The organism is Photorhabdus sp. CRCIA-P01 (assembly GCF_003545805.1).
Lineage (GTDB): Bacteria > Pseudomonadota > Gammaproteobacteria > Enterobacterales > Enterobacteriaceae > Photorhabdus > Photorhabdus antumapuensis.
In genome coordinates this window covers 1-19896 of sequence record NZ_NMQR01000032.1, presented here as the reverse complement: position 1 = coordinate 19896, position 19896 = coordinate 1, and the positions used below count along the sequence as shown (strand labels likewise).

At 41.1% G+C, this 19896-nt stretch carries 14 protein-coding genes, 1 rRNA gene and 1 pseudogene; 13 read left to right on the top strand and 3 right to left on the bottom strand.

Annotated elements, in window-relative coordinates; translation table 11 throughout:
* The 11 genes from nrdE to emrB all read left to right on the top strand — a co-directional run bounded on the left by nrdE (position 1) and on the right by emrB (position 13468).
* Positions 1-2130, top strand: a complete 2130-nt coding sequence (gene nrdE / locus D3222_RS17055) for a class 1b ribonucleoside-diphosphate reductase subunit alpha (protein WP_118987223.1) — start codon at positions 1-3, stop codon at positions 2128-2130.
* A gap of 21 nt (positions 2131-2151) precedes the next feature.
* A complete protein-coding gene (nrdF, locus tag D3222_RS17050) occupies positions 2152-3111 on the top strand; it encodes a class 1b ribonucleoside-diphosphate reductase subunit beta (RefSeq protein ID WP_118987222.1) in 960 nt (319 codons plus the stop codon).
* A 593-nt stretch (positions 3112-3704) separates the two neighbouring features.
* A complete protein-coding gene (gene proV, locus D3222_RS17045) occupies positions 3705-4904 on the top strand; it encodes a glycine betaine/L-proline ABC transporter ATP-binding protein ProV (RefSeq protein WP_118987221.1) in 1200 nt (399 codons plus the stop codon).
* On the top strand, positions 4897-5985 hold the full coding sequence (gene proW, locus D3222_RS17040) for a glycine betaine/L-proline ABC transporter permease ProW (RefSeq protein WP_118987220.1): 1089 nt from the start codon (positions 4897-4899) through the stop codon (positions 5983-5985). Before proV ends, proW begins: the two co-directional genes overlap by 8 nt.
* Before the next feature lie 69 nt (positions 5986-6054).
* Positions 6055-7053, top strand: coding sequence for a glycine betaine/L-proline ABC transporter substrate-binding protein ProX (proX, locus tag D3222_RS17035; RefSeq protein ID WP_118987219.1), 999 nt, complete (start codon positions 6055-6057; stop codon positions 7051-7053).
* Positions 7054-7428: 375 nt separating this feature from the next.
* The gene (locus D3222_RS17030) at positions 7429-8619 is read left to right on the top strand and encodes an MFS transporter (RefSeq protein ID WP_118987218.1); all 1191 of its coding nucleotides are present in this window, start codon (positions 7429-7431) and stop codon (positions 8617-8619) included.
* A gap of 125 nt (positions 8620-8744) precedes the next feature.
* Complete coding sequence (locus D3222_RS17025; RefSeq protein ID WP_118987217.1) at positions 8745-9503, top strand: AzlC family ABC transporter permease; 759 nt, start codon at positions 8745-8747, stop codon at positions 9501-9503.
* Complete coding sequence (ygaH, locus tag D3222_RS17020; RefSeq protein ID WP_118987216.1) at positions 9500-9838, top strand: L-valine transporter subunit YgaH; 339 nt, start codon at positions 9500-9502, stop codon at positions 9836-9838. Before D3222_RS17025 ends, ygaH begins: the two co-directional genes overlap by 4 nt.
* 129 nt (positions 9839-9967) lie before the next feature.
* Positions 9968-10495: a transcriptional repressor MprA gene (mprA, locus tag D3222_RS17015; protein ID WP_118987215.1), complete on the top strand. Its 528-nt coding sequence runs from the start codon at positions 9968-9970 to the stop codon at positions 10493-10495.
* 232 nt (positions 10496-10727) lie between these two features.
* The gene (emrA, locus tag D3222_RS17010) at positions 10728-11912 is read left to right on the top strand and encodes a multidrug efflux MFS transporter periplasmic adaptor subunit EmrA (RefSeq protein WP_118987214.1); all 1185 of its coding nucleotides are present in this window, start codon (positions 10728-10730) and stop codon (positions 11910-11912) included.
* 14 nt (positions 11913-11926) lie between these two features.
* On the top strand, positions 11927-13468 hold the full coding sequence (emrB, locus tag D3222_RS17005; protein ID WP_118987213.1) for a multidrug efflux MFS transporter permease subunit EmrB: 1542 nt from the start codon (positions 11927-11929) through the stop codon (positions 13466-13468).
* Positions 13469-13515: 47 nt separating this feature from the next.
* On the opposite strand, the gene D3222_RS17000 is transcribed toward emrB, so the two are convergent.
* Positions 13516-14532, bottom strand: a complete 1017-nt coding sequence (locus D3222_RS17000; protein ID WP_118987253.1) for a tRNA/rRNA methyltransferase — start codon at positions 14530-14532, stop codon at positions 13516-13518.
* 320 nt (positions 14533-14852) lie between these two features.
* Here D3222_RS17000 and D3222_RS16995 point away from each other — a divergent pair, with 320 nt between their 5' ends.
* A complete protein-coding gene (locus tag D3222_RS16995) occupies positions 14853-17495 on the top strand; it encodes a bifunctional acetate--CoA ligase family protein/GNAT family N-acetyltransferase (protein ID WP_118987212.1) in 2643 nt (880 codons plus the stop codon).
* A gap of 163 nt (positions 17496-17658) precedes the next feature.
* Positions 17659-19014, top strand: a complete 1356-nt coding sequence (gene pssA, locus D3222_RS16990; protein ID WP_198672842.1) for a CDP-diacylglycerol--serine O-phosphatidyltransferase — start codon at positions 17659-17661, stop codon at positions 19012-19014.
* A 282-nt stretch (positions 19015-19296) separates the two neighbouring features.
* On the opposite strand, the pseudogene D3222_RS16985 reads toward pssA, so the two are convergent.
* Positions 19297-19460 (bottom strand): annotated as a pseudogene (locus D3222_RS16985) (IS630 family transposase); the annotation flags it as partial.
* A 129-nt stretch (positions 19461-19589) separates the two neighbouring features.
* Positions 19590-19705: ribosomal RNA gene (gene rrf, locus D3222_RS16980) — 5S ribosomal RNA — on the bottom strand.
* Positions 19706-19896: the final 191 nt, after the last annotated feature.

Below are 19896 nucleotides of genomic sequence, written 5' to 3'. Positions count from 1 at the left end.
ATGACTTTTCAAATTAATGCACAACAGGATTATCATGCTTTAAATGCCTTACTCAATCTGTACGATAGTGAAGGAAAGATTCAATTTGATAAAGACAAACTGGCTATTCATTATTATTTTCGCCAGCATGTAAAGCCAAACACACTATTCTTCCATAGCCTAAAAGAGAAACTGGATTTCCTCCAACAAGAGGGATATTACGAAACAAACGTGCTGGAACAGTACGATTTTACTTTTATTAAAAAGCTCTTTCAGCAAGCCTATAGTAAAAAATTCCGCTTTCAAACCTTTCTGGGCGCATTCAAATATTACACCAGTTATACTCTGAAAACCTTCGATAATAAACGTTATCTAGAACGCTATGAAGATCGGGTATGCATGGTAGCACTGACCCTAGCCCAAGGCGATCAGATGTTAGCTTGTCGTCTGGTGAATGAGATGATCAGTGGCCGTTTTCAACCAGCAACGCCAACTTTTCTGAATTGCGGTAAGAAACAGCGAGGAGAATTAGTTTCCTGTTTCCTGCTACGCATTGAAGATAATATGGAGTCCATCGGACGTTCAGTTAATTCAGCCTTACAGCTTTCAAAACGTGGCGGTGGGGTCGCATTCTTACTCAGTAATCTACGGGAAACGGGTGCACCGATAAAAATGATTGAAAATCAATCATCAGGTGTTATCCCAGTGATGAAAATGCTGGAAGATGCGTTTTCATACGCCAATCAACTCGGTGCACGTCAAGGTGCAGGAGCCGTTTATCTCCATGCTCATCACCCCGATATTCTCCGTTTTCTGGATACAAAACGGGAAAATGCCGACGAAAAAATCCGTATAAAAACACTCTCTATTGGTGTCGTTATTCCTGATATCACGTTTAAGCTAGCTAAACATAATGAAGATATGTATCTATTCTCACCTTATGATATTCAGCGGGTTTATGGTGTGCCAATGTCCGAAATTAGCATGACAGAAAAATATGCTGAGATGGTGAATAACCAACAAATTCAGAAATCAAAAATCAATGCCCGTGAATTTTTCATGACGTTAGCTGAGATCCAATTCGAATCTGGTTATCCCTATATTATGTATGAAGACACTGTGAATAACGCTAACCCAATTAAGGGACGGATTAATATGAGTAATTTATGTTCCGAAATTTTACAAGTTAACAGTGCCAGCGAATATGAAGATGATTTAAGTTACCGCCATATTGGGAAAGATATTAGTTGTAATCTGGGATCAATGAATATTGCTCATACAATGGATTCACCTGATTTTGCCCTCTCTATTGAAACGGCTGTCCGCGCTTTAACCGCAGTATCAGATATGAGCCATATCCGTTCAGTTCCTTCTATCGAAAAAGGAAATCAGGATTCTCATGCCATTGGTTTAGGACAAATGAATCTTCACGGCTATCTGGCAAGAGAAAAAATTCATTATGGTTCTGAAAAGGGAATAGATTTCACTAATATCTATTTCTACATCGTCACTTATCACGCTCTGCGTACTTCCAATCAGATCGCCATTGAACGCAATAGCTACTTTAAAGGCTTTAAAAATTCTCGTTATGCCAGTGGTGAATTTTTTAATAAATATACAGAAAGAGAATGGCAACCTCAGACCAAAAAAGTCTCTCAATTGTTTGAACAAGCAGGAATAACCATTCCTAATCAACAAGACTGGATTGAATTAAAAGCCTCAATTATGACTCATGGTATTTACAATCAAAATCTCCAAGCTATTGCGCCTACAGGTTCTATTTCATATATCAACAATTCAACTTCAAGCATTCACCCGATGGTATCCCGTATTGAGATCCGTAAAGATGGTAAAACAGGACGGGTATATTATCCAGCGCCATTTATGACAAATAATAATCTTGAATATTACCAAGATGCTTACGAAATAGGACCGGAAAAGATTATTGATACTTATGCTACAGCCACTCAACACGTCGACCAAGGATTATCACTGACACTTTTCTTCAAAGACGATGCCACTACCCGTGATATTAACAAAGCCCAAATTTATGCCTGGCGTAAAGGAATTAAAACACTTTATTACATCCGTCTGAAACAAACTGATCTGGAAGGCACGGAAGTACAAGGCTGTGTTTCATGCTCACTGTAAAATGAATTCTGGAAATTTATTATGATTAGTAATCCTATACGCGCAATTAACTGGAACCGAATTGAAGATGACAAAGATCTAGAAGTTTGGAACCGATTGACAACCAATTTTTGGTTACCGGAAAAAATTCCATTATCCAATGATATTCCTTCATGGAATACATTGACGACAGAAGAAAAAAAGCTGACTATCCGGGTATTCACCGGACTGACACTATTGGACACAGTTCAGAACACTGTTGGTGCTCCAGCGTTAATGGAAGATGCCCTAACACCTCACGAAGAAGCAGTTATGTCCAATATTAGTTTCATGGAAGCTGTTCATGCACGTTCTTATAGTTCCATTTTTTCAACATTATGCCTAACAACTGATGTGGATGACGCCTATCACTGGAGTGAAAAGAGTTTTTCATTACAGAATAAAGCCAAAATTATACTAAATTATTATAGTTATCAGCATCCATTAAAGAAAAAAGTCGCCAGTGTTTTTCTAGAATCATTTTTATTCTATTCAGGTTTCTATTTACCTATGTATTGGTCAAGCCGAGGAATATTAACAAATACAGCCGATTTAATCCGACTTATTATCCGAGATGAAGCCATTCACGGTTATTATATTGGATATAAATTTCAACAATCATTAAATAAATATTCAACATTAGAGCAAAAAGAAATTAAAGAATTCACTTTTTCATTATTATTGGAATTATACGAAAATGAAATTAAATATACAGAAGAACTTTATGATATTGTTGGCTGGACTGAAGATATTAAGAAATTCTTGCATTATAATGCCAATAAAGCATTAATGAATCTTGGCTATGAAACCTTATTTCCCCCAGAAATGACAGATGTCAGCCCTGCAATCCTCTCTGCATTATCACCGAATGCCAATGAAAACCATGATTTCTTTTCTGGTTCAGGCTCATCATATGTTATCGGTAAAGCAGTTAATACTGAGGATGAGGATTGGAATTTCTAAAGAGAATGATTTTATTTTATATAGAATACTTCAAAATAACCATAATACTCTAATATTTTAAAAGCCCTATTATTTAGCCTGTTTTTTAAACGATAAAACGCCATGAAATCCTTATATTTTTATGGCGTTTTTTCATGATTATCGCCATTTCCATGGATATTTTTTGCCATCTCCGCCTCTTATATCATCCGAAACGACAAAAAAACATTAATATAGCTAATTAATTTTAAATTAAATTTCATTCTAATCAGACATAATCAACATGATAAACTAATAATCGATTCTATTTACAACGTGGTGAATGATTTATTTGCTGACAAAATTAAAAAATATATTAATAACAGTGATATAGATACAATTCATCCTTTCAATGACAACATGAGTTAGGGTAAGAAAATTGCTAATAACAATGAAATGACTACAAATATATCTAATTTAAGGTATTCAATTTCACTAACTTTTACATTAATTATCATTAATATAGGGTTGTCAGACTCTCTCAGTATGTTAGGGTATATATATTCAAAGAATCATGCAGAGATGAATAACGCATAACACCATTAAATAACCATTGAAAGGAAAGTAACTATTTCATGGCAATTAAACTTGAAGTTAAAAACCTATATAAGATATTTGGTGACCATCCAGAATATGCTTTCAAATTACTGAATTCGGGTTTGAGTAAAGATCAGATATTTGAAAAGACAGGTATGACTGTTGGTATACAAAATGCCAATCTGACTATTGAAGAAGGCGAAATATTTGTCATCATGGGATTATCTGGCTCCGGCAAATCCACAATGGTACGCCTTCTCAATCGTCTGATAAAACCGACTCGCGGCCAGGTATTAATTGATGGTGAAGATATTTCTGAGATTTCAGCAACAGCGTTAAGAGAAATTCGCCGTAACAAAATCAGTATGGTTTTCCAATCATTTGCACTGATGCCGCATTTAAACATACTGGAAAACAGCGCCTTTGGTATGGAACTTGCCGGAATCACCAAACAAGAACGCAATAAACAAGCGTTGGATGCACTGAAACAGGTAAACTTGGAAAATTATGCACAATCTTATCCAAATGAGCTCTCAGGCGGGATGCGCCAGCGTGTAGGGCTTGCCAGAGCACTAGCTAATAACCCAGATATTTTGCTAATGGACGAAGCGTTTTCTGCCCTTGATCCATTAATTCGTACAGAAATGCAAGATGAGCTGTTAAGCCTGCAAGGCAATCAGCCACGGACTATCGTCTTTATCTCTCATGACTTGGATGAAGCAATGCGTATCGGAGACCGGATTGCCATTATGCAAGACGGTGTTGTTGTGCAGGTCGGGACACCTGATGAAATCTTGAATAATCCAGCGAATGACTATGTAAAAACTTTCTTTCGTGGCGTAGATATCAGCCATGTATTTAGTGCTAAAGACATTGCCCGTCGCCGTCCTGACTCTCTGCTTCATATTGCACCCGGTTTTGGTCCTCTTTCTGCATTGAAAGTCCTCGATGACGAAAACAGAAACTATGGTTACCTGATCGAGCGTGGACAAAAATTCGCCGGTATAGTTTCCGTAAATTCATTGGAAAAAGCATTACGGGAAAAAAAACCTATCGAACACGCCATATTGGCGGAACCGACCGCCGTTGCCGCGGATATGCCCCTCAATGAGCTGATTGCTGTTGTAGCACAATCACCTTGTGCGATTCCGGTGATTGGAAATAATGACAAATATATCGGCGTTATTTCCAAAGGGATGCTGTTGCAGGCATTAGATAAGGAGACACCAAATGAGTAATCAAAACGAACATCAAACTCAGCCTGAACAGAATACATGGGATACCTCCCCCATCGCTGCCGATAATGCAGATCCCTGGAACAACGGAACCGGTGCCGATAATTCAACAGGTTCTGACTGGCTGGATGCCGCCCCTACAACCGCTGAACAATCTGAACATTTCAATATAATGGACCCATTCCAGCATCCACTTATCCCCTTGGATTCATGGGTAACCCACGCTATTGATTGGATTGTGCTGAATTTTCGTCCCGCATTTCAGGGAATACGCGTTCCCATTGATTTTGTTCTCAGTGGCTTTGAACAATGTCTGACTTCAATACCTGCTCCCATTGCCATCCTATTTTTTGCCCTGATTGCCTGGCAGTTATCAGGCATTGGTATGGGTATTACTGCTCTGATTTCTCTGGTAATTATTGGTGCAATTGGTGCATGGTCTGAAGCTATGGTCACTCTATCACTGGCTCTGACATCGCTATTATTCTGCATTATTGTTGGTTTGCCGCTCGGTATATGGCTGGCACACAGCAAGAGAGCCGCGAAAATTATCCAACCTCTGCTTGATGCTATGCAAACCACACCAGCATTCGTCTATCTGGTTCCGATTGTCATGTTGTTTGGCATCGGTAACGTGCCTGGGGTTATCGTCACCATTATCTTTGCCTTACCCCCAATTGTCCGTCTGACAATTTTAGGCATCAAACAGGTTCCAACAGATCTGGTAGAAGCAGCTGAATCTTTCGGCGCCAGCCCTCGTCAGATGCTGTTTAAAGTTCAATTACCCCTGGCTATGCCAACCATTATGGCCGGTGTCAACCAAACCCTGATGCTGGCCCTATCAATGGTGGTTATTGCATCAATGATTGCCGTTGGTGGTTTAGGCCAAATGGTTTTGCGAGGTATTGGCCGTCTCGATATGGGGCTTGCCACAGTAGGTGGAGTCGGGATTGTTATTCTTGCGATTCTCCTTGACCGCCTTACACAATCTCTTGGCCGTGACAACCGGGCTAAAGGCGTAAATCGCTGGTATACCACTGGCCCAATTGGATTAATTACCCGTTTATTTAATCAAAAAGCATAACCTTCCCAAACACCTATCAAACCACAATTGTTTGATAAACACATGATGACTGCAACAGGAGGAAAAACCATGCGCAAAATAGTTATCTGGGCTATATCCCTGTCATCACTGATAAGTTCTCAATTATTCGCTGTCGAATTACCGGGTAAAGGTATCAGTGTACAACCCATACAAAGTACCCTTAGCGAAGAAACATTCCAAACGCTGATCGTCAGTAAGGCATTGGAAAAACTTGGTTATAATGTCAAGCCCATCAAAGAGGTGGACTACAACGTCGCCTATTCCTCCATTGCTTCCGGTGACGCAACCTTTATGGCCGTAAGTTGGGAACCACTGCACAACACCCAATATCAGGCAGCAGGTGGTAATGCCAAATTTTACCGTGTTGGTCGCTATGTAGAAAATGCCGCACAAGGCTATTTGATCGACAAAAAAACAGCGGAAAAATACAACATTACGAATATTGCTCAATTAAAAGATCCGAAAATAGCCAAATTATTCGATACCAACGGTAATGGCAAAGCCGATTTAACTGGCTGTAATCCCGGTTGGGGCTGTGAAATCGCCATTAACCATCACCTTAAAGCTTATGGTTTAAACAATAGCGTTGAACACAATCAAGGTAACTATGCAGCCATGATGGCAGATACCATTACCCGCTATAAAGAAGGCAAACCCATCTTATATTACACATGGACACCTTATTGGGTTAGTGACGTGCTGAAACCGGGTAAAGATGTTGTCTGGCTGCAAGTTCCTTTCTCCGCTATGCCTAATGATGAGAAAATAGAAACGAAATTGCCAAATGGCGCTAATTATGGTTTTCCACCCAGTATTATGCATATTGCTGCCACTAAAAAATGGGCGGAAGACAACCCAGCCGCCGCCAGGTTATTTTCTATCATGAAAATGCCCCTTGCGGATATCAATGCCCAAAACTTGCGAATGCATAATGGTGAAGCATCACAAGCGGATATTGAACGTCATGCCAACGGTTGGATTAAGGTTCATCAGAAATTGTTTGATAGTTGGGTTAAAACCGCTGTTGAAGCCACTGGAAAAAATTAATATCTAGAGCGTTACAGTGAATTGGTATAAAACAATTCACTGTTTTTTTACTGTTATTTTTTTGACCCAAAATTCTTATTAAAATTTATATTTCAACAGTTTTATAGTTATTATTGCTATAATATGACAAATAATAAGAATTAATATCGTTTTCACATTTCATTCTCAGTTCGATTTGATCGTCAAATCACAAGGTCAAAACTACCTAACACAATGAATACGCAATAGAGTTTCTTTAGCAACCATTCTCTCGGCTTTACCATTGAACCTGAATAAAAATTCATTACAATGCAAAAAGTTTAGCTCGTGACTATAGACTTCAACGAGCAGTCCATTCACCCCTAACCTGCCGTTTAAATATAAGAAAATACATTTATGGAAGAAAATATTTCCCGTACACCATTAAGTCCCGCTTTGATTGCACTGATCGCAATTGCCACAGGTCTGGTTGTCGCCAGCAACTACTATGCACAGCCGCTACTCGATACTATTGCGTTACAATTTAATCTGACCGTCAACGAAGCGGGGTTTATTGTAACCACGGCTCAATTGAGCTATGCCGTTGGCCTAACATTCCTTGTGCCATTAGGTGATATGTTCGAACGACGCAGTTTAATTGTCTCAATGACAATATTAGCCACTGTTGGATTACTGATTACCGCCACGTCGCAGAACATCTGGCAAATGTTACTGGGAACGGCAATGACGGGCTTATTTTCGGTGGTTGCTCAAATACTGGTCCCGCTGGCCGCAACACTTGCTCTTCCCCATCAACGAGGAAAAGCTGTCGGTACGATTATGAGCGGTTTACTGCTTGGAATATTACTCGCAAGAACCATCTCAGGAACAATGGCGACTCTGGGTGGCTGGCGAACTGTTTTTTGGGTTGCCAGTGTCTTATTAGTGATTCTTTCTCTAACGCTGTGGCGCTACCTGCCCCGTTATAAACAAGTAACCAATCTCAATTACTTCCAATTACTTGGCTCTATTGTAAACCTTATCACTACAAGCCCGCTGCTAAGAGTACGCGCTATACTGGGTGCACTGACATTTGCCAATTTCAGCCTGCTATGGACATCAATGGCATTCCTGCTCTCAGCACCTCCTTTTAACTATTCTGAAGGAGTCATCGGCTTATTTGGATTAGTCGGTGCCGCCGGAGCATTGATGGCAAGCAAAACCGGGCAACTCGTTGATAAAGGAAAAGGTTCTCTGACCACCAGCATTTCTCTGGTGCTATTACTTCTTTCATGGATACCGATCGGCTTAGTCAAAGAATCACTCATTGGCTTTATAATTGGTATTTTTCTCCTTGATATTGCGATTCAAGGTGTTCACGTTACAAATCAAAGTACGATATACCGCATCATGCCAGAAGCCAGAAATCGACTCACCGCCGCTTACATGACCAGCTATTTTATTGGTGGGGCCCTTGGCTCTCTGATTTCAGGCTATGCTTACAAACACTCAGGTTGGTATGGTGTTGCCGCTGCTGGCATTACTATCTGCATAATAAGCCTAATCGTGTGGTTTTTAGGCAAAAAGTATGAACCAAAGACGTTGTAAGAAACAGGTCATAGTAAAAGAATACTTAAATAAAAACATTTATGAAACATTTGTTAAGGATGATATTTTCTATTTGGTTTCCTTTTGTTAATGTTATATAACATTCACATGACCAGATAGATTTTATGCCTGTTTCTGATACAACATCATCCTTAACCAGTAAAAAGTCTTCTTTTACTGAAGGAATAATAGACAGTTTACCCATTGTTATCGGTTATATTCCCGTCGCCTTTGCTTTTGGTCTCAATGCCGTCAAACTTGGCTTCAATCCAATAGAAGCCATTTTCTTTTCATGCATCATCTACGCCGGTGCAAGCCAGTTCGTCATCACAGCTTTACTGAGTGCGGGTACATCATTATGGATTTCGGCCCTAACAATCATGGCAATGGATGTCCGCCATATTCTCTATGGTCCATCTTTAAGGCACCGAATCAAAGATAAGTTAACGGAGAAAAAAACCGTTGTCTGGGCTTTTGGCCTGACAGATGAGGTTTTTGCCGCCGCTACTGCAAAACTCATTAAGAACCAACGGAGCTGGAGTGAAAACTGGATGGTTGCTATTGCAATCTGTTCCTGGCTGGCCTGGGTCGCAGGTACCACAGCCGGGGCATTTCTTGGTAACGGTTATTTGGAATCCTATCCTGCTGTAGAAGCTGCCATGATTTTCATGTTACCAGCACTGTTTCTCAGCTTTCTTCTTGCTTCTTGCAGAAAGCAAAATAGTTATTGTGTTGCAACCGCACTAACCGGAGCACTTTTGGGGATTACATTTTTCTCAATTCCAGTTGCTATTCTGGCAGGTATTGTCGGCGGTTGTATCGCGGCACTGTTACAACCGCAAAACAGTGGCAATGACTCTTCTGAACAAAAGGAAACACCATGATTGATAGCAAGATTTTGCTCATCGGGCTATTTGTTGGGTTAGCTAATTTTTCATTTCGCTATCTGCCACTACGATTTGGGAAAGCACGTCAATCCGCCGGTAGGAAAAGTGGAAAAACAAGCATTATTCTTGACAGTATTGGCATTGCATCCATTTGTTCTTTACTCATCGTATCGGGTGTACCTGATGTGATGAGAGAGAGTCAGAAACTACTTCCTACCCTCATAGGTTGTCTGACCATCTGTTTAGTCTTTTACAAAACAAGGCAAATTATACTCGCAACGTTATTTGGAGCGCTGCTTTTTGGACTAACATTCAAAATATTTATGAATTAGGTATCAATATCAAAAGAAATATGATGATAACAAATAACTACAATTGCTAAATTTATCTTTTAATATACCATTTGGATGTTTGATAACAAAAGTTATCTTACCAGTTGAAACTAATAAGGTATCTAAATAATGGAAAGTTCGTTTACGCCTACCGAAGAATTACTGAATATTCGTGCAGCACAGCAAGCCAAATTAAATAAAGATATCCCTTATCAAGAGATCCTGTTGACTAGGTTATCAATGCACGTCCAAAGTAAATTGCTTGAAAACCGTAATAATATGCTGAAAGCTCAAGGTATCAATGAAACTTTGTTCATGGCTCTGATGATCCTTGATACTAAGGAAAGCCACAGCATTCAGCCATCGGAATTAAGTGCCGCATTAGGTTCTTCCCGTACTAACGCCACTCGTATTGCTGATGAATTAGAAAAGCAGGAATGGATTGAAAGAAAGGAAAGTCATAACGACCGCCGTTGCCTTCATCTTCATCTGACAGAACAAGGTACAAAATTTTTAAATAGTTTGCTTCCACCTCAACATGATTGCTTGAGAAAACTTTGGTCATGCCTTGACCAGGAGGAACAAAAACAGTTAGAAAAGTTAATGAGAAAATTACTGGTCAGACTTGATACAATGGGCGATTGTATCAAGAAATAGCTTGTTGTTTGATCGATCAATTTTTATCCAAACAATACTTTCCTGGTTAAATTGTTCGAAAAAATTTTTCCTGTTAGCCAAGATGATATTTTCTGCAAAAAGCTAACTATTATTCTTCGATAACATTGGATCCTGTGTCATTCACCTTTCCAGTAGTGATGATATACCACTACTGGAAAGTGATCTGAAAATAGTATTACTAGAAGATAAATAACAAGCATGGGGATTTACTATGAGCGCAAATGAGGCAATAGAAGTACAAGCGGCACAAGATCCAACCAGTAGCAAAAAAAGGCAACGCAGTCGTGCCTTAGTGTTACTAACCCTTATCTTTACCCTGCTCGGTGTTGCCTACTTTTTCTATTGGTTTCTCATTTTACGCCACCATCAAGAAACAGATAACGCCTATGTTACAGGTAATCAAGTTCAGATCATGTCGCAAGTTGCTGGCAGCGTAATCACAGTTAACTTTGATAATACTGACTTTGTGAAAAGCGGTAGTATATTGGTACAACTCGATCCCCGTGATGCAGAATTAGCATTAGAAAAAGCAAAAACAACATTAGCCAACAGCGTTCGCCAGACTCATCAACAGATAGTTAACAGTAAACAATATCAGGCTAATATCGCTCTACGCAGATCCGAATTAACCAAAGTTCAAAATGATCTTAGCCGTCGTGAAATACTTAGTGCTCAAAAAGTCATTGGCAAAGAAGAGTTGCAACATGCACAGGAAGCTGTCGCCAGTGCCCGAGCTGCGCTGGATATTGCCATTGAACAATATAACGCTAATCAAGCAATTGTCCTGGATACACCTCTAGAGAAGCAACCTGCCATTGAACAAGCTGCAACGGAAGTCCGTAACGCTTGGCTGGCGTTACAACGCACGAAAATAGTCAGCCCAATCGATGGTTATGTCTCACGCCGTAGTGTACAAGTTGGTGCACAAATCAATAAAAATACTCCACTAATGGCGATAGTTTCGGCAAACGATATGTGGATCGAAGCTAACTTCAAGGAGACGCAAATTTCTGGTATGCGTATTGGTCAACCCGTGGAAATCACCAGCGATTTCTATGGTGGAAGCAAAGTATTTAGCGGCAAAATCACTGGCCTTGATATGGGTACCGGCAGCGCCTTCTCTTTATTACCCGCTCAGAACGCCAGTGGTAATTGGATTAAGGTTGTACAACGTTTACCCGTCCGCATTGAGCTTGATCCTGGGCAACTAGAAAAATACCCATTACGCATCGGCCTCTCGACTAAAGTCAGAGTAGATACTACGAGTCCTGATGGAACCGTTCTGTCTGATAGAACACGCACTAAATCAGCTTATCACACCGCTGCTCTGGCAATAGATATGTCTCCTGCCAATAAAATAGTTAATGACATTACTAATAGTAATGCTGGAAAATAATACCGGAGGCTAAGGTGACGAGACAGCCGCTTACAGGTGCCAAACTTGCATGGATGACCATTGCATTATCCTTGGCAACATTCATGCAAGTGTTAGATTCTACCATTGCTAACGTAGCGATACCCACGATTTCAGGTAATTTAGGCTCATCAAATTCTCAAGGGATCTGGGTAATTACCTCTTTCGGGGTTGCCAATGCGATTTCCATCCCGATTACTGGATGGCTGGCAAAACGCATCGGCGAAGTTAAGTTATTCATCTGGTCAACCGCTCTATTTGCCATAGCCTCCTGGTTATGCGGTATTTCCAACAGTCTTGGTATGCTAATCTTCTTCCGGGTTATTCAAGGATTAGTTGCCGGTCCTCTTATTCCCCTTTCACAAAGTCTACTCCTGAACAATTATCCACCAGCCAAAGGAAATATGGCACTGGCATTATGGTCAATCACGATTATTATTGCGCCAATTTTTGGCCCTATTTTGGGTGGCTACATCAGTGATAACTACCATTGGGGATGGATTTTCTTTATCAACGTTCCTGTTGGTATAGCGATTATTCTGATTGCTATGCAAACGCTGAAAGGGCGTGAAACCCAAACAGAGATCAAGCCTATCGATACAATAGGGCTCATGTTGTTAGTGGTCGGCGTTGGTTGTTTACAAATTATGCTAGATCAGGGGAAAGAGCTGGACTGGTTTAATTCTACAGAAATTATCGTTTTGACAGTTATCGCAATCATCTCATTAGCATTTCTGGTGGTATGGGAACTGACCGATAATAACCCAATTATTGACCTATCACTGTTTAAAGAGCGCAACTTTACCATTGGGTGCTTCTGTTTGAGCTTAGCTTATATGCTCTATTTCGGCACAATTGTGTTATTACCTCAGTTATTACAGGAAGTGTTCGGTTATACAGCAACCTGGTCAGGTCTTGCATCGGCACCGGTAGGATTGTTGCCACTAATAATTTCTCCACTGATTGGTAAATTCGGCAATAAAGCAGATATGCGCTACATAGTGACATTCAGTTTTGTTGTTTATGCCATCTGTTATTACTGGCGTGCATATACATTCGAACCAGGCATGGATTTTGCAGCAGTCGCATGGCCTCAGTTTATCCAGGGGTTTGCTATTGCCTGTTTCTTTATGCCACTCACAACCATTACCCTTTCCGGCTTGCCAGCAGAGCGGGTGGCATCCGCATCCAGTTTATCGAATTTTATTCGGACACTGGCGGGTTCAATAGGAACATCACTAACGACAACCATGTGGACCCAACGCGAGTCAATGCATCATTCCCATTTTACTGAACATATCAATCCTTATAGTCCCGATACTCAACAGATCTATCAACAATTATCGGAATTAGGTATGAGTAACCAGCAAATTTCTGCTTATCTAGCAAAAGAAGTTACCCATCAAGGACTCATAATCTCAGCGAATGAAATTTTTTGGCTTTCAGCCGGAGTATTCCTGATTTTGATTATGCTCGTCTGGCTAGCCAAGCCACCATTTACCCAAGGAAGTAAAGAAGGCATGAGCGGAGCCCACTAAATCTTAAATGGTAAAACCGGGAGCACCCCAGCTCCCGCTTTTCCTAATCAAGCTTTATTCTGTCGCCACCATTCAGCTAGCATAATGCCAGTTGCAACAGAAACGTTCAGGCTTTCAATCAAACCCGTGCCACCAACGAACAAACTCATATCACCATGTTCCCAAGCACTGTCACTCAAACCATCACGTTCTTGACCAAGTACCAGAACCATTTTTTCCGGTAATTCAACTTTAGCTAAATCGGTACTACCTTTATGGCTGGATGTCGTCACAATGGTGTAACCCGCTTTACGAAAGTTATTTAGTGTAGTGCTGAAGCTATCAGCATCAATACCTTTAATATGCTCAGCACCACCTTCTGCTGTACGGATAGCCGCCCCCGACTCCAGCAAGGCCACATCCTGCAGAATCACCCCTTGCACACCGAAATGTGCGCAACTTCTCATAATAGCGCCAAGGTTGTGAGGATTACCCACATCTTCAAGAGCCAAAACACAATCTTTTACTGGAGCACCTTTCAGGTAGGTCTCTGCATCCAAACCATTGCGTTTCTTAATCAGAAAACAAACACCACCATGATGTTCAGTACCTGACACTTTTGTCAGTTCAGCCTCATCCACAACATGATAGGCTTTACGGTTAGCAGCCATCCATTTCAGCGCATTGCGGAAACGTGGTGTCACTGACTCAACAAACCAGGCACGAACTATCGCTTCAGAACGGTTTTTAAACATCGCCTGACAAGCATTTTCACCATAAATCCGAGTTTCCTCCATTCGTTGGCGACGGAGCTGTTCAGGATCAATCTGGCTTTTCCCACTGATACCACCATGCACTGACGTTAAAGAATCACTCTCAGGGCGTGACACTGTTTTCCAAGGCGATCTTTCACGCTCATTGTCACGCGGAGAACGAGATGTTCGCTCATTGTCCCGACGACGCTGACCTTGATCGTGTCCCTTGCCAGATGGACGTTTGTTATTGCTGCGGCTGTCATTATCGCCCTCACTACGGACATACATCACTTTGACTTTGCCATTTTTACCACTGTATGAATCGTTCATTCGTTTCTCCAACTGCTTTATGGCGCGAAGATTACCTGATGTGCGCATCTTAAGCTACCTCTGACAACCATAATCCATTAAAATGCACTCTTAATTTTCCTGCTTTCGGCGAGACATGCTGTACTTGCTATCGAGGGCATAGTCAGGCTATCTGTTGAAACAGACACCCACCGAAGATATTCAAGCTACAGCTTGGTACTATTTTGAAACAAGCTGGCAATTTAATTGCTTCTCAGCAACTGCATCCGATAGCGTAAATCACAGTAACAAATTGCGAAATCCGCTACAGTTATCAACTAACCACAAAAAGGAGCCTCCTGATGAGCCAGCGCGGACTTGAAGCTTTATTACGCCCTAAATCCATTGCTGTAATTGGTGCCTCAGAAAAACCAGAACGAGCGGGTTCGGTTATGATGCGCAACTTGCTTGCAGGAGGTTTTGCCGGGCCAATACTACCGATTACACCCAATAGCCGTTCTGTTCAAGGGGTTTTAGCTTACCCTTCAATAGATAAATTACCGATCACACCAGATTTGGCTGTTATTTGTACTCATCACCACCGTAATTTGCAATGTTTAAAACAACTGGGGCAGTTGGGTTGCAAAACGGTGATTATTCTTTCTTCACCAACGTCCCAATTTGCTGAACTAAAGCAGTGCTGCCAGCGCTATAGTATCCGACTACTTGGGCCAAACAGCTTAGGACTATTAGCCCCCTGGCAAGGGCTAAATGCCAGCTTTTCTCCGGTTCCAATACTCAAAGGGAAATTAGCCTTTATTTCTCAATCGGCGGCAGTCTCAAATACAATTCTTGATTGGGCAAAACACCGGGGAGTCGGATTTTCCTACTTTATAGCGTTAGGTGACAGTGTAGATATCGATATTGATCATCTACTTGATTTTCTGGCTCGTGACAGTAAAACCAGCGCTATACTGCTCTATTTAGAGCATATTCATGATGCCCGTCGCTTTCTTTCAGCATCTAGAAGTGCTTCTCGCAATAAACCCATTTTGGTGGTTAAAAGCGGCCGTACTAAACGAGCACAGAAATTACTTGGTGAACAACAAAATCTGGATGCGGCTTATGATGCAGCAATTCAGCGAGCAGGATTATTGCGCGTGCAAGATACACATGAAATGTTTTCTGCTGTAGAAACATTAAGCCATATGTCACCTTTACGGGGAGAACGGCTATTTATCGTCAGCAATGGTGCTGCTCCAGCTGCAATGGCGCTGGATGCGTTATTCCTCCGTAACGGTAAGCTCGCAATATTAGGTGAAGAGACAACGAAGGCATTAAAAACACAACTACCAGAAACTATCTCCCTACATAACCCGCTAGATTTAAAAGATGACTCCACGGTGAAACGTTATATCGCTGCGTTAAAACCGTTACTAGACAGCCACGACCATGATGCTCTGTTACTTATTCACTCTCCTAGCGCGATTGCTCCCGGTATTCAAACCGCAACCAAAGTCATTGAAACAATCCGTAAACACCCACGGGGAAAATGGCTAACTATCTTTACCAATTGGTGCGGTGAATTCTCTTCACAAGAAGCCCGCCGTCTGTTCAGTGAAGCCGGTATTCCAACTTATCGCACCCCTGAAGGCGCGATTACTGCTTTCATGCACATGGTGGAATATCGCCGTAATCAGAAACAATTAACAGAAACACCCGCACTACCAGCAAACATCACAGCTAACACAGCGCGTGCCCATCAGTGCATACAACAGGCTCTGGAACAGGGAAATTCTCGTCTGGATACCCATGAAGTTCAACCTATTCTGGAAGCTTATGGTCTCAATACATTGCCAACATGGATTGCTCATAACAGTGATGAAGCAGTCAATATTGCCCAACAGATAGGTTATCCTGTTGCGCTGAAATTACGCTCGCCAGATATCCCGCATAAATCAGAAGTTCAGGGGGTTATGCTCTATTTGCGAAATGCAAATGAGGTCAAGGCTTCTGCTCAAGCGATTATCGAACGTGTCAATCAGAATTTCCCACGCGCAAGAATTCAAGGACTGTTAGTTCAGAGCATGGCAAACCGTGCCGGCGCACAAGAACTACGAATTGCAGTCGAACAAGATGAGGTATTTGGCCCACTAATTATGTTAGGTGAAGGAGGTATTGAGTGGTCACACGAAACACAAGCAGCCGTTGCGCTGCCACCTCTTAATATGGCGTTAGCGCGATACCTGGTTATTCAAGCGATTAAAAGTAGAAAAATTAAGCTCAAGGGAGCTCCTCAATCATTAGACGTACTGGCACTCAGCCGACTGTTAGTTCAGGTATCTAATCTGTTACTTGATTGCCCGCAAATTGTACGACTAGATATTCATCCGTTACTGGCTTCTGGCGATGAATTCACATTATTGGATGTATCAATGGAATTATCTTCAATAGAAGGTGATTCACGAACTAGATTAGCTATCCGTCCATACCCAAGCGAACTAGAAGAGACTATAAGACTCAGAGGGGATGCAGAATGCCTGTTACGTCCGATTCTGCCAGAAGATGAACCATTGCTGAAAGATTTTATCGGCCAGGTTACTAAAGAAGATCTCTATTACCGCTACTTTAGTGAAATCAGCGAATTCACACACGATGATCTGGCAAATATGACTCAAATTGATTATGACCGTGAAATGGCATTTGTTGCCATACGACATCCTAAAACTACCCCAGAAATTATCGGGGTTACCCGTGCCATAGCTGACCCTGATAATGTCGAAGCAGAATTCGCTGTGCTAGTGCGTTCTGACTTAAAAGGGATCACCCTTGGATATCAACTTATGATAAAACTGATTAACTATACACGAGAACATGGCATAAGCCGCCTCAACGCTATCACCATGCCAGAAAACCGTACTATGATAAAACTGGCTAAAAAACTAGGATTTACCATAGATGTTCAATTTGAGGATAGCATTGTAAACTTATCCCTCGAACTCTAAATCAACTACGTGATGAACCGCACAGACTTGAATCATTAGGCATTAGAGCGTTAAATCATGCTCACAATTAGCCAAACTAATGGTATTATCGCCAGATCATTTGATTCATTGCTTTACATAGTAGTCTTTTAGCCATCTAACATAAGAGAAAAAGCGCACTGTGATGTTGTCTAAATTCAAACAAGCTAAACATCAACAACACCTTGCACAACTGCCTAAGCTACCTCAGTCAGTTGCTGATGTTAAAACACTTTATCAACCTGAAGTGTTCCGCAGCACCCTGCTGGAAAAAATTGCTAACGCTGAAAAACATATTTATATCATCTCCCTCTATCTGGAAAATGATGACGCAGGGAAAGATATCCTTAATGCACTTTATACAGCTAAACAACAACGCCCAGACTTGGACATTAAAGTGCTCGTTGACTGGCATCGAGCACAACGTGGACGCATTGGTGCTGCTGCAATGGTAACGAATGCCGATTGGTATTGTTCTATGGCAGCAGCTTATCCTGATGTGAAAATTCCAGTACTCGGTGTACCTGTAAATACCCGCGAAGCACTGGGTGTTTTACATTTAAAAGGTTTTATCTTCGACGATACTGTGGTTTATAGCGGAGCAAGCATTAATGACGTTTATCTCCACCAACATGATAAATATCGTTATGATCGCTACCACGTGCTTCACAATGCAAAACTTGCGGAAACAATGAAACACTTTGTTGATAATTACATTATCGCTACAGGGGCCGTACAGAAACTGGATTGTAAGAACCGTCCTCGTATTCCTGAAATTAAAAACCTAATCCGTCAATTACGTTTTTCTCTGCGGCACACTACCTACAAAATAAATAATCAAGCAACGAATGATGAACTATCTGTCACTCCACTTGCCGGGCTGGGAAAGAAAAATCTACTAAATAAAACCATTAGTCATCTGATCGCCAGCACAGAACAAAAGCTGATTATTTGTACCCCGTATTTTAATCTTCCCGCCATCATTGTCCGGCAGATTATTCATCTGCTTCGTAAAGGTAAACATGTAGAAATTATTGTTGGCGATAAAACTGCCAACGATTTTTATATTCCGCCGGAAGAACCATTTAAAATTATTGGGGCATTACCCTATTTATATGAAATTAATCTACGCCGTTTCATCAGTAGACTACAGAGTTATGTTGACAATAATCAACTGACTATCAGGTTATGGAAAGATGGTGATAATAGTTACCACCTAAAAGGTGTGTGGGTGGACAATCAATGGCAATTGATTACAGGAAATAATCTTAATCCACGTGCCTGGGGACTGGATTTAGAAAATGCTATTCTTATCCACGATCCCAATAAAGAAATGCAAGAACAACGTACAAAAGAACTGCACTGTATCCGTACTTATACTACGGTTGTCAGTGATTATCAGGAATTGGACAGCATCCAGTTTTACCCAGTCAAAGTACGTAAACTTATCCGCCGCTTACGTCGCATCCGGGTAGACAAATTGATTAGTCGTATTCTGTAATTGAATCGATAAAGCGAATTATTTTTTCTAAATCAAATCTCCTGATATTGAATAATTTCGGGAGATTTTTTACCATCAAACTTTAATTTGATAAATCTCAACTTTGTTTAAATAACAGTAATATTAAAAAGCACATAGATTTAGATTTTAGAGATTAAAAAAATATAAAACAACCAATCGTGTCAATACTCTATTTTCAACAAGAAGTTAATCGAATTACAATCCTCGAATGTTCTATTTTAAAATATTATTTCTCTGCTCCGAATACCTTATTAATCATATAATGCTTGTTTCATGAAGACGCAGGGCCTGAACGATCATGACTGAGCTCCAGCCTTCAGAGGTCAGCAGAACAGCTTTTATACGATCACACCCCTCTTATCACGGCAGATGTGATGGAGGTGTTCGAGTTCGGCTTTCTGTTCATCAGTAATGAATATTTTCATGACTGATACCATGATCCTCATTTTGAGGAAAATCACGCATCTTCAATGATCACGGGTATATGCAATAAAATAATATTTTAAAAACGCAAAAACCCCCAGCTTTCGCTGAGGGTTTCTACTCTATTTAAAGCCTGGCGGTTCCCTACTCTCACATGGGGAGACCCCACACTACCATCGGCGCTACGGCGTTTCACTGCTGAGTTCGGCATGGGGTCAGGTGGGACCACCGCGCTATCGCCGCCAGGCAAATTCATTCCGTTCCGGCTGTCGCTTCCCTTTCGGCCGCAACACCCAAAACCAATCTCTGAACAAGCTGAATGAAACTCTCTCCGTCTTCCGACCGCTGTCTTATGACGCCAAAACACCTTCGGTGTTGTAAGGTTAAGCCGCTCGGTTCATTAGTACCGGTCAGCTCAATGCATCGCTGCACTTACAC

Coding starts and splice junctions, on each gene's coding strand:
- nrdE (WP_118987223.1), top strand. CDS start 1: ATGACTTTTCAAATTAATGCACAACAGGATTATCATGCTTTAAATGCC.
- nrdF (WP_118987222.1), top strand. CDS start 2,152: ATGATTAGTAATCCTATACGCGCAATTAACTGGAACCGAATTGAAGAT.
- proV (WP_118987221.1), top strand. CDS start 3,705: ATGGCAATTAAACTTGAAGTTAAAAACCTATATAAGATATTTGGTGAC.
- proW (WP_118987220.1), top strand. CDS start 4,897: ATGAGTAATCAAAACGAACATCAAACTCAGCCTGAACAGAATACATGG.
- proX (WP_118987219.1), top strand. CDS start 6,055: ATGCGCAAAATAGTTATCTGGGCTATATCCCTGTCATCACTGATAAGT.
- D3222_RS17030 (WP_118987218.1), top strand. CDS start 7,429: ATGGAAGAAAATATTTCCCGTACACCATTAAGTCCCGCTTTGATTGCA.
- D3222_RS17025 (WP_118987217.1), top strand. CDS start 8,745: ATGCCTGTTTCTGATACAACATCATCCTTAACCAGTAAAAAGTCTTCT.
- ygaH (WP_118987216.1), top strand. CDS start 9,500: ATGATTGATAGCAAGATTTTGCTCATCGGGCTATTTGTTGGGTTAGCT.
- mprA (WP_118987215.1), top strand. CDS start 9,968: ATGGAAAGTTCGTTTACGCCTACCGAAGAATTACTGAATATTCGTGCA.
- emrA (WP_118987214.1), top strand. CDS start 10,728: ATGAGCGCAAATGAGGCAATAGAAGTACAAGCGGCACAAGATCCAACC.
- D3222_RS17000 (WP_118987253.1), bottom strand. CDS start 14,532: ATGAACGATTCATACAGTGGTAAAAATGGCAAAGTCAAAGTGATGTAT.
- D3222_RS16995 (WP_118987212.1), top strand. CDS start 14,853: ATGAGCCAGCGCGGACTTGAAGCTTTATTACGCCCTAAATCCATTGCT.
- pssA (WP_198672842.1), top strand. CDS start 17,659: ATGTTGTCTAAATTCAAACAAGCTAAACATCAACAACACCTTGCACAA.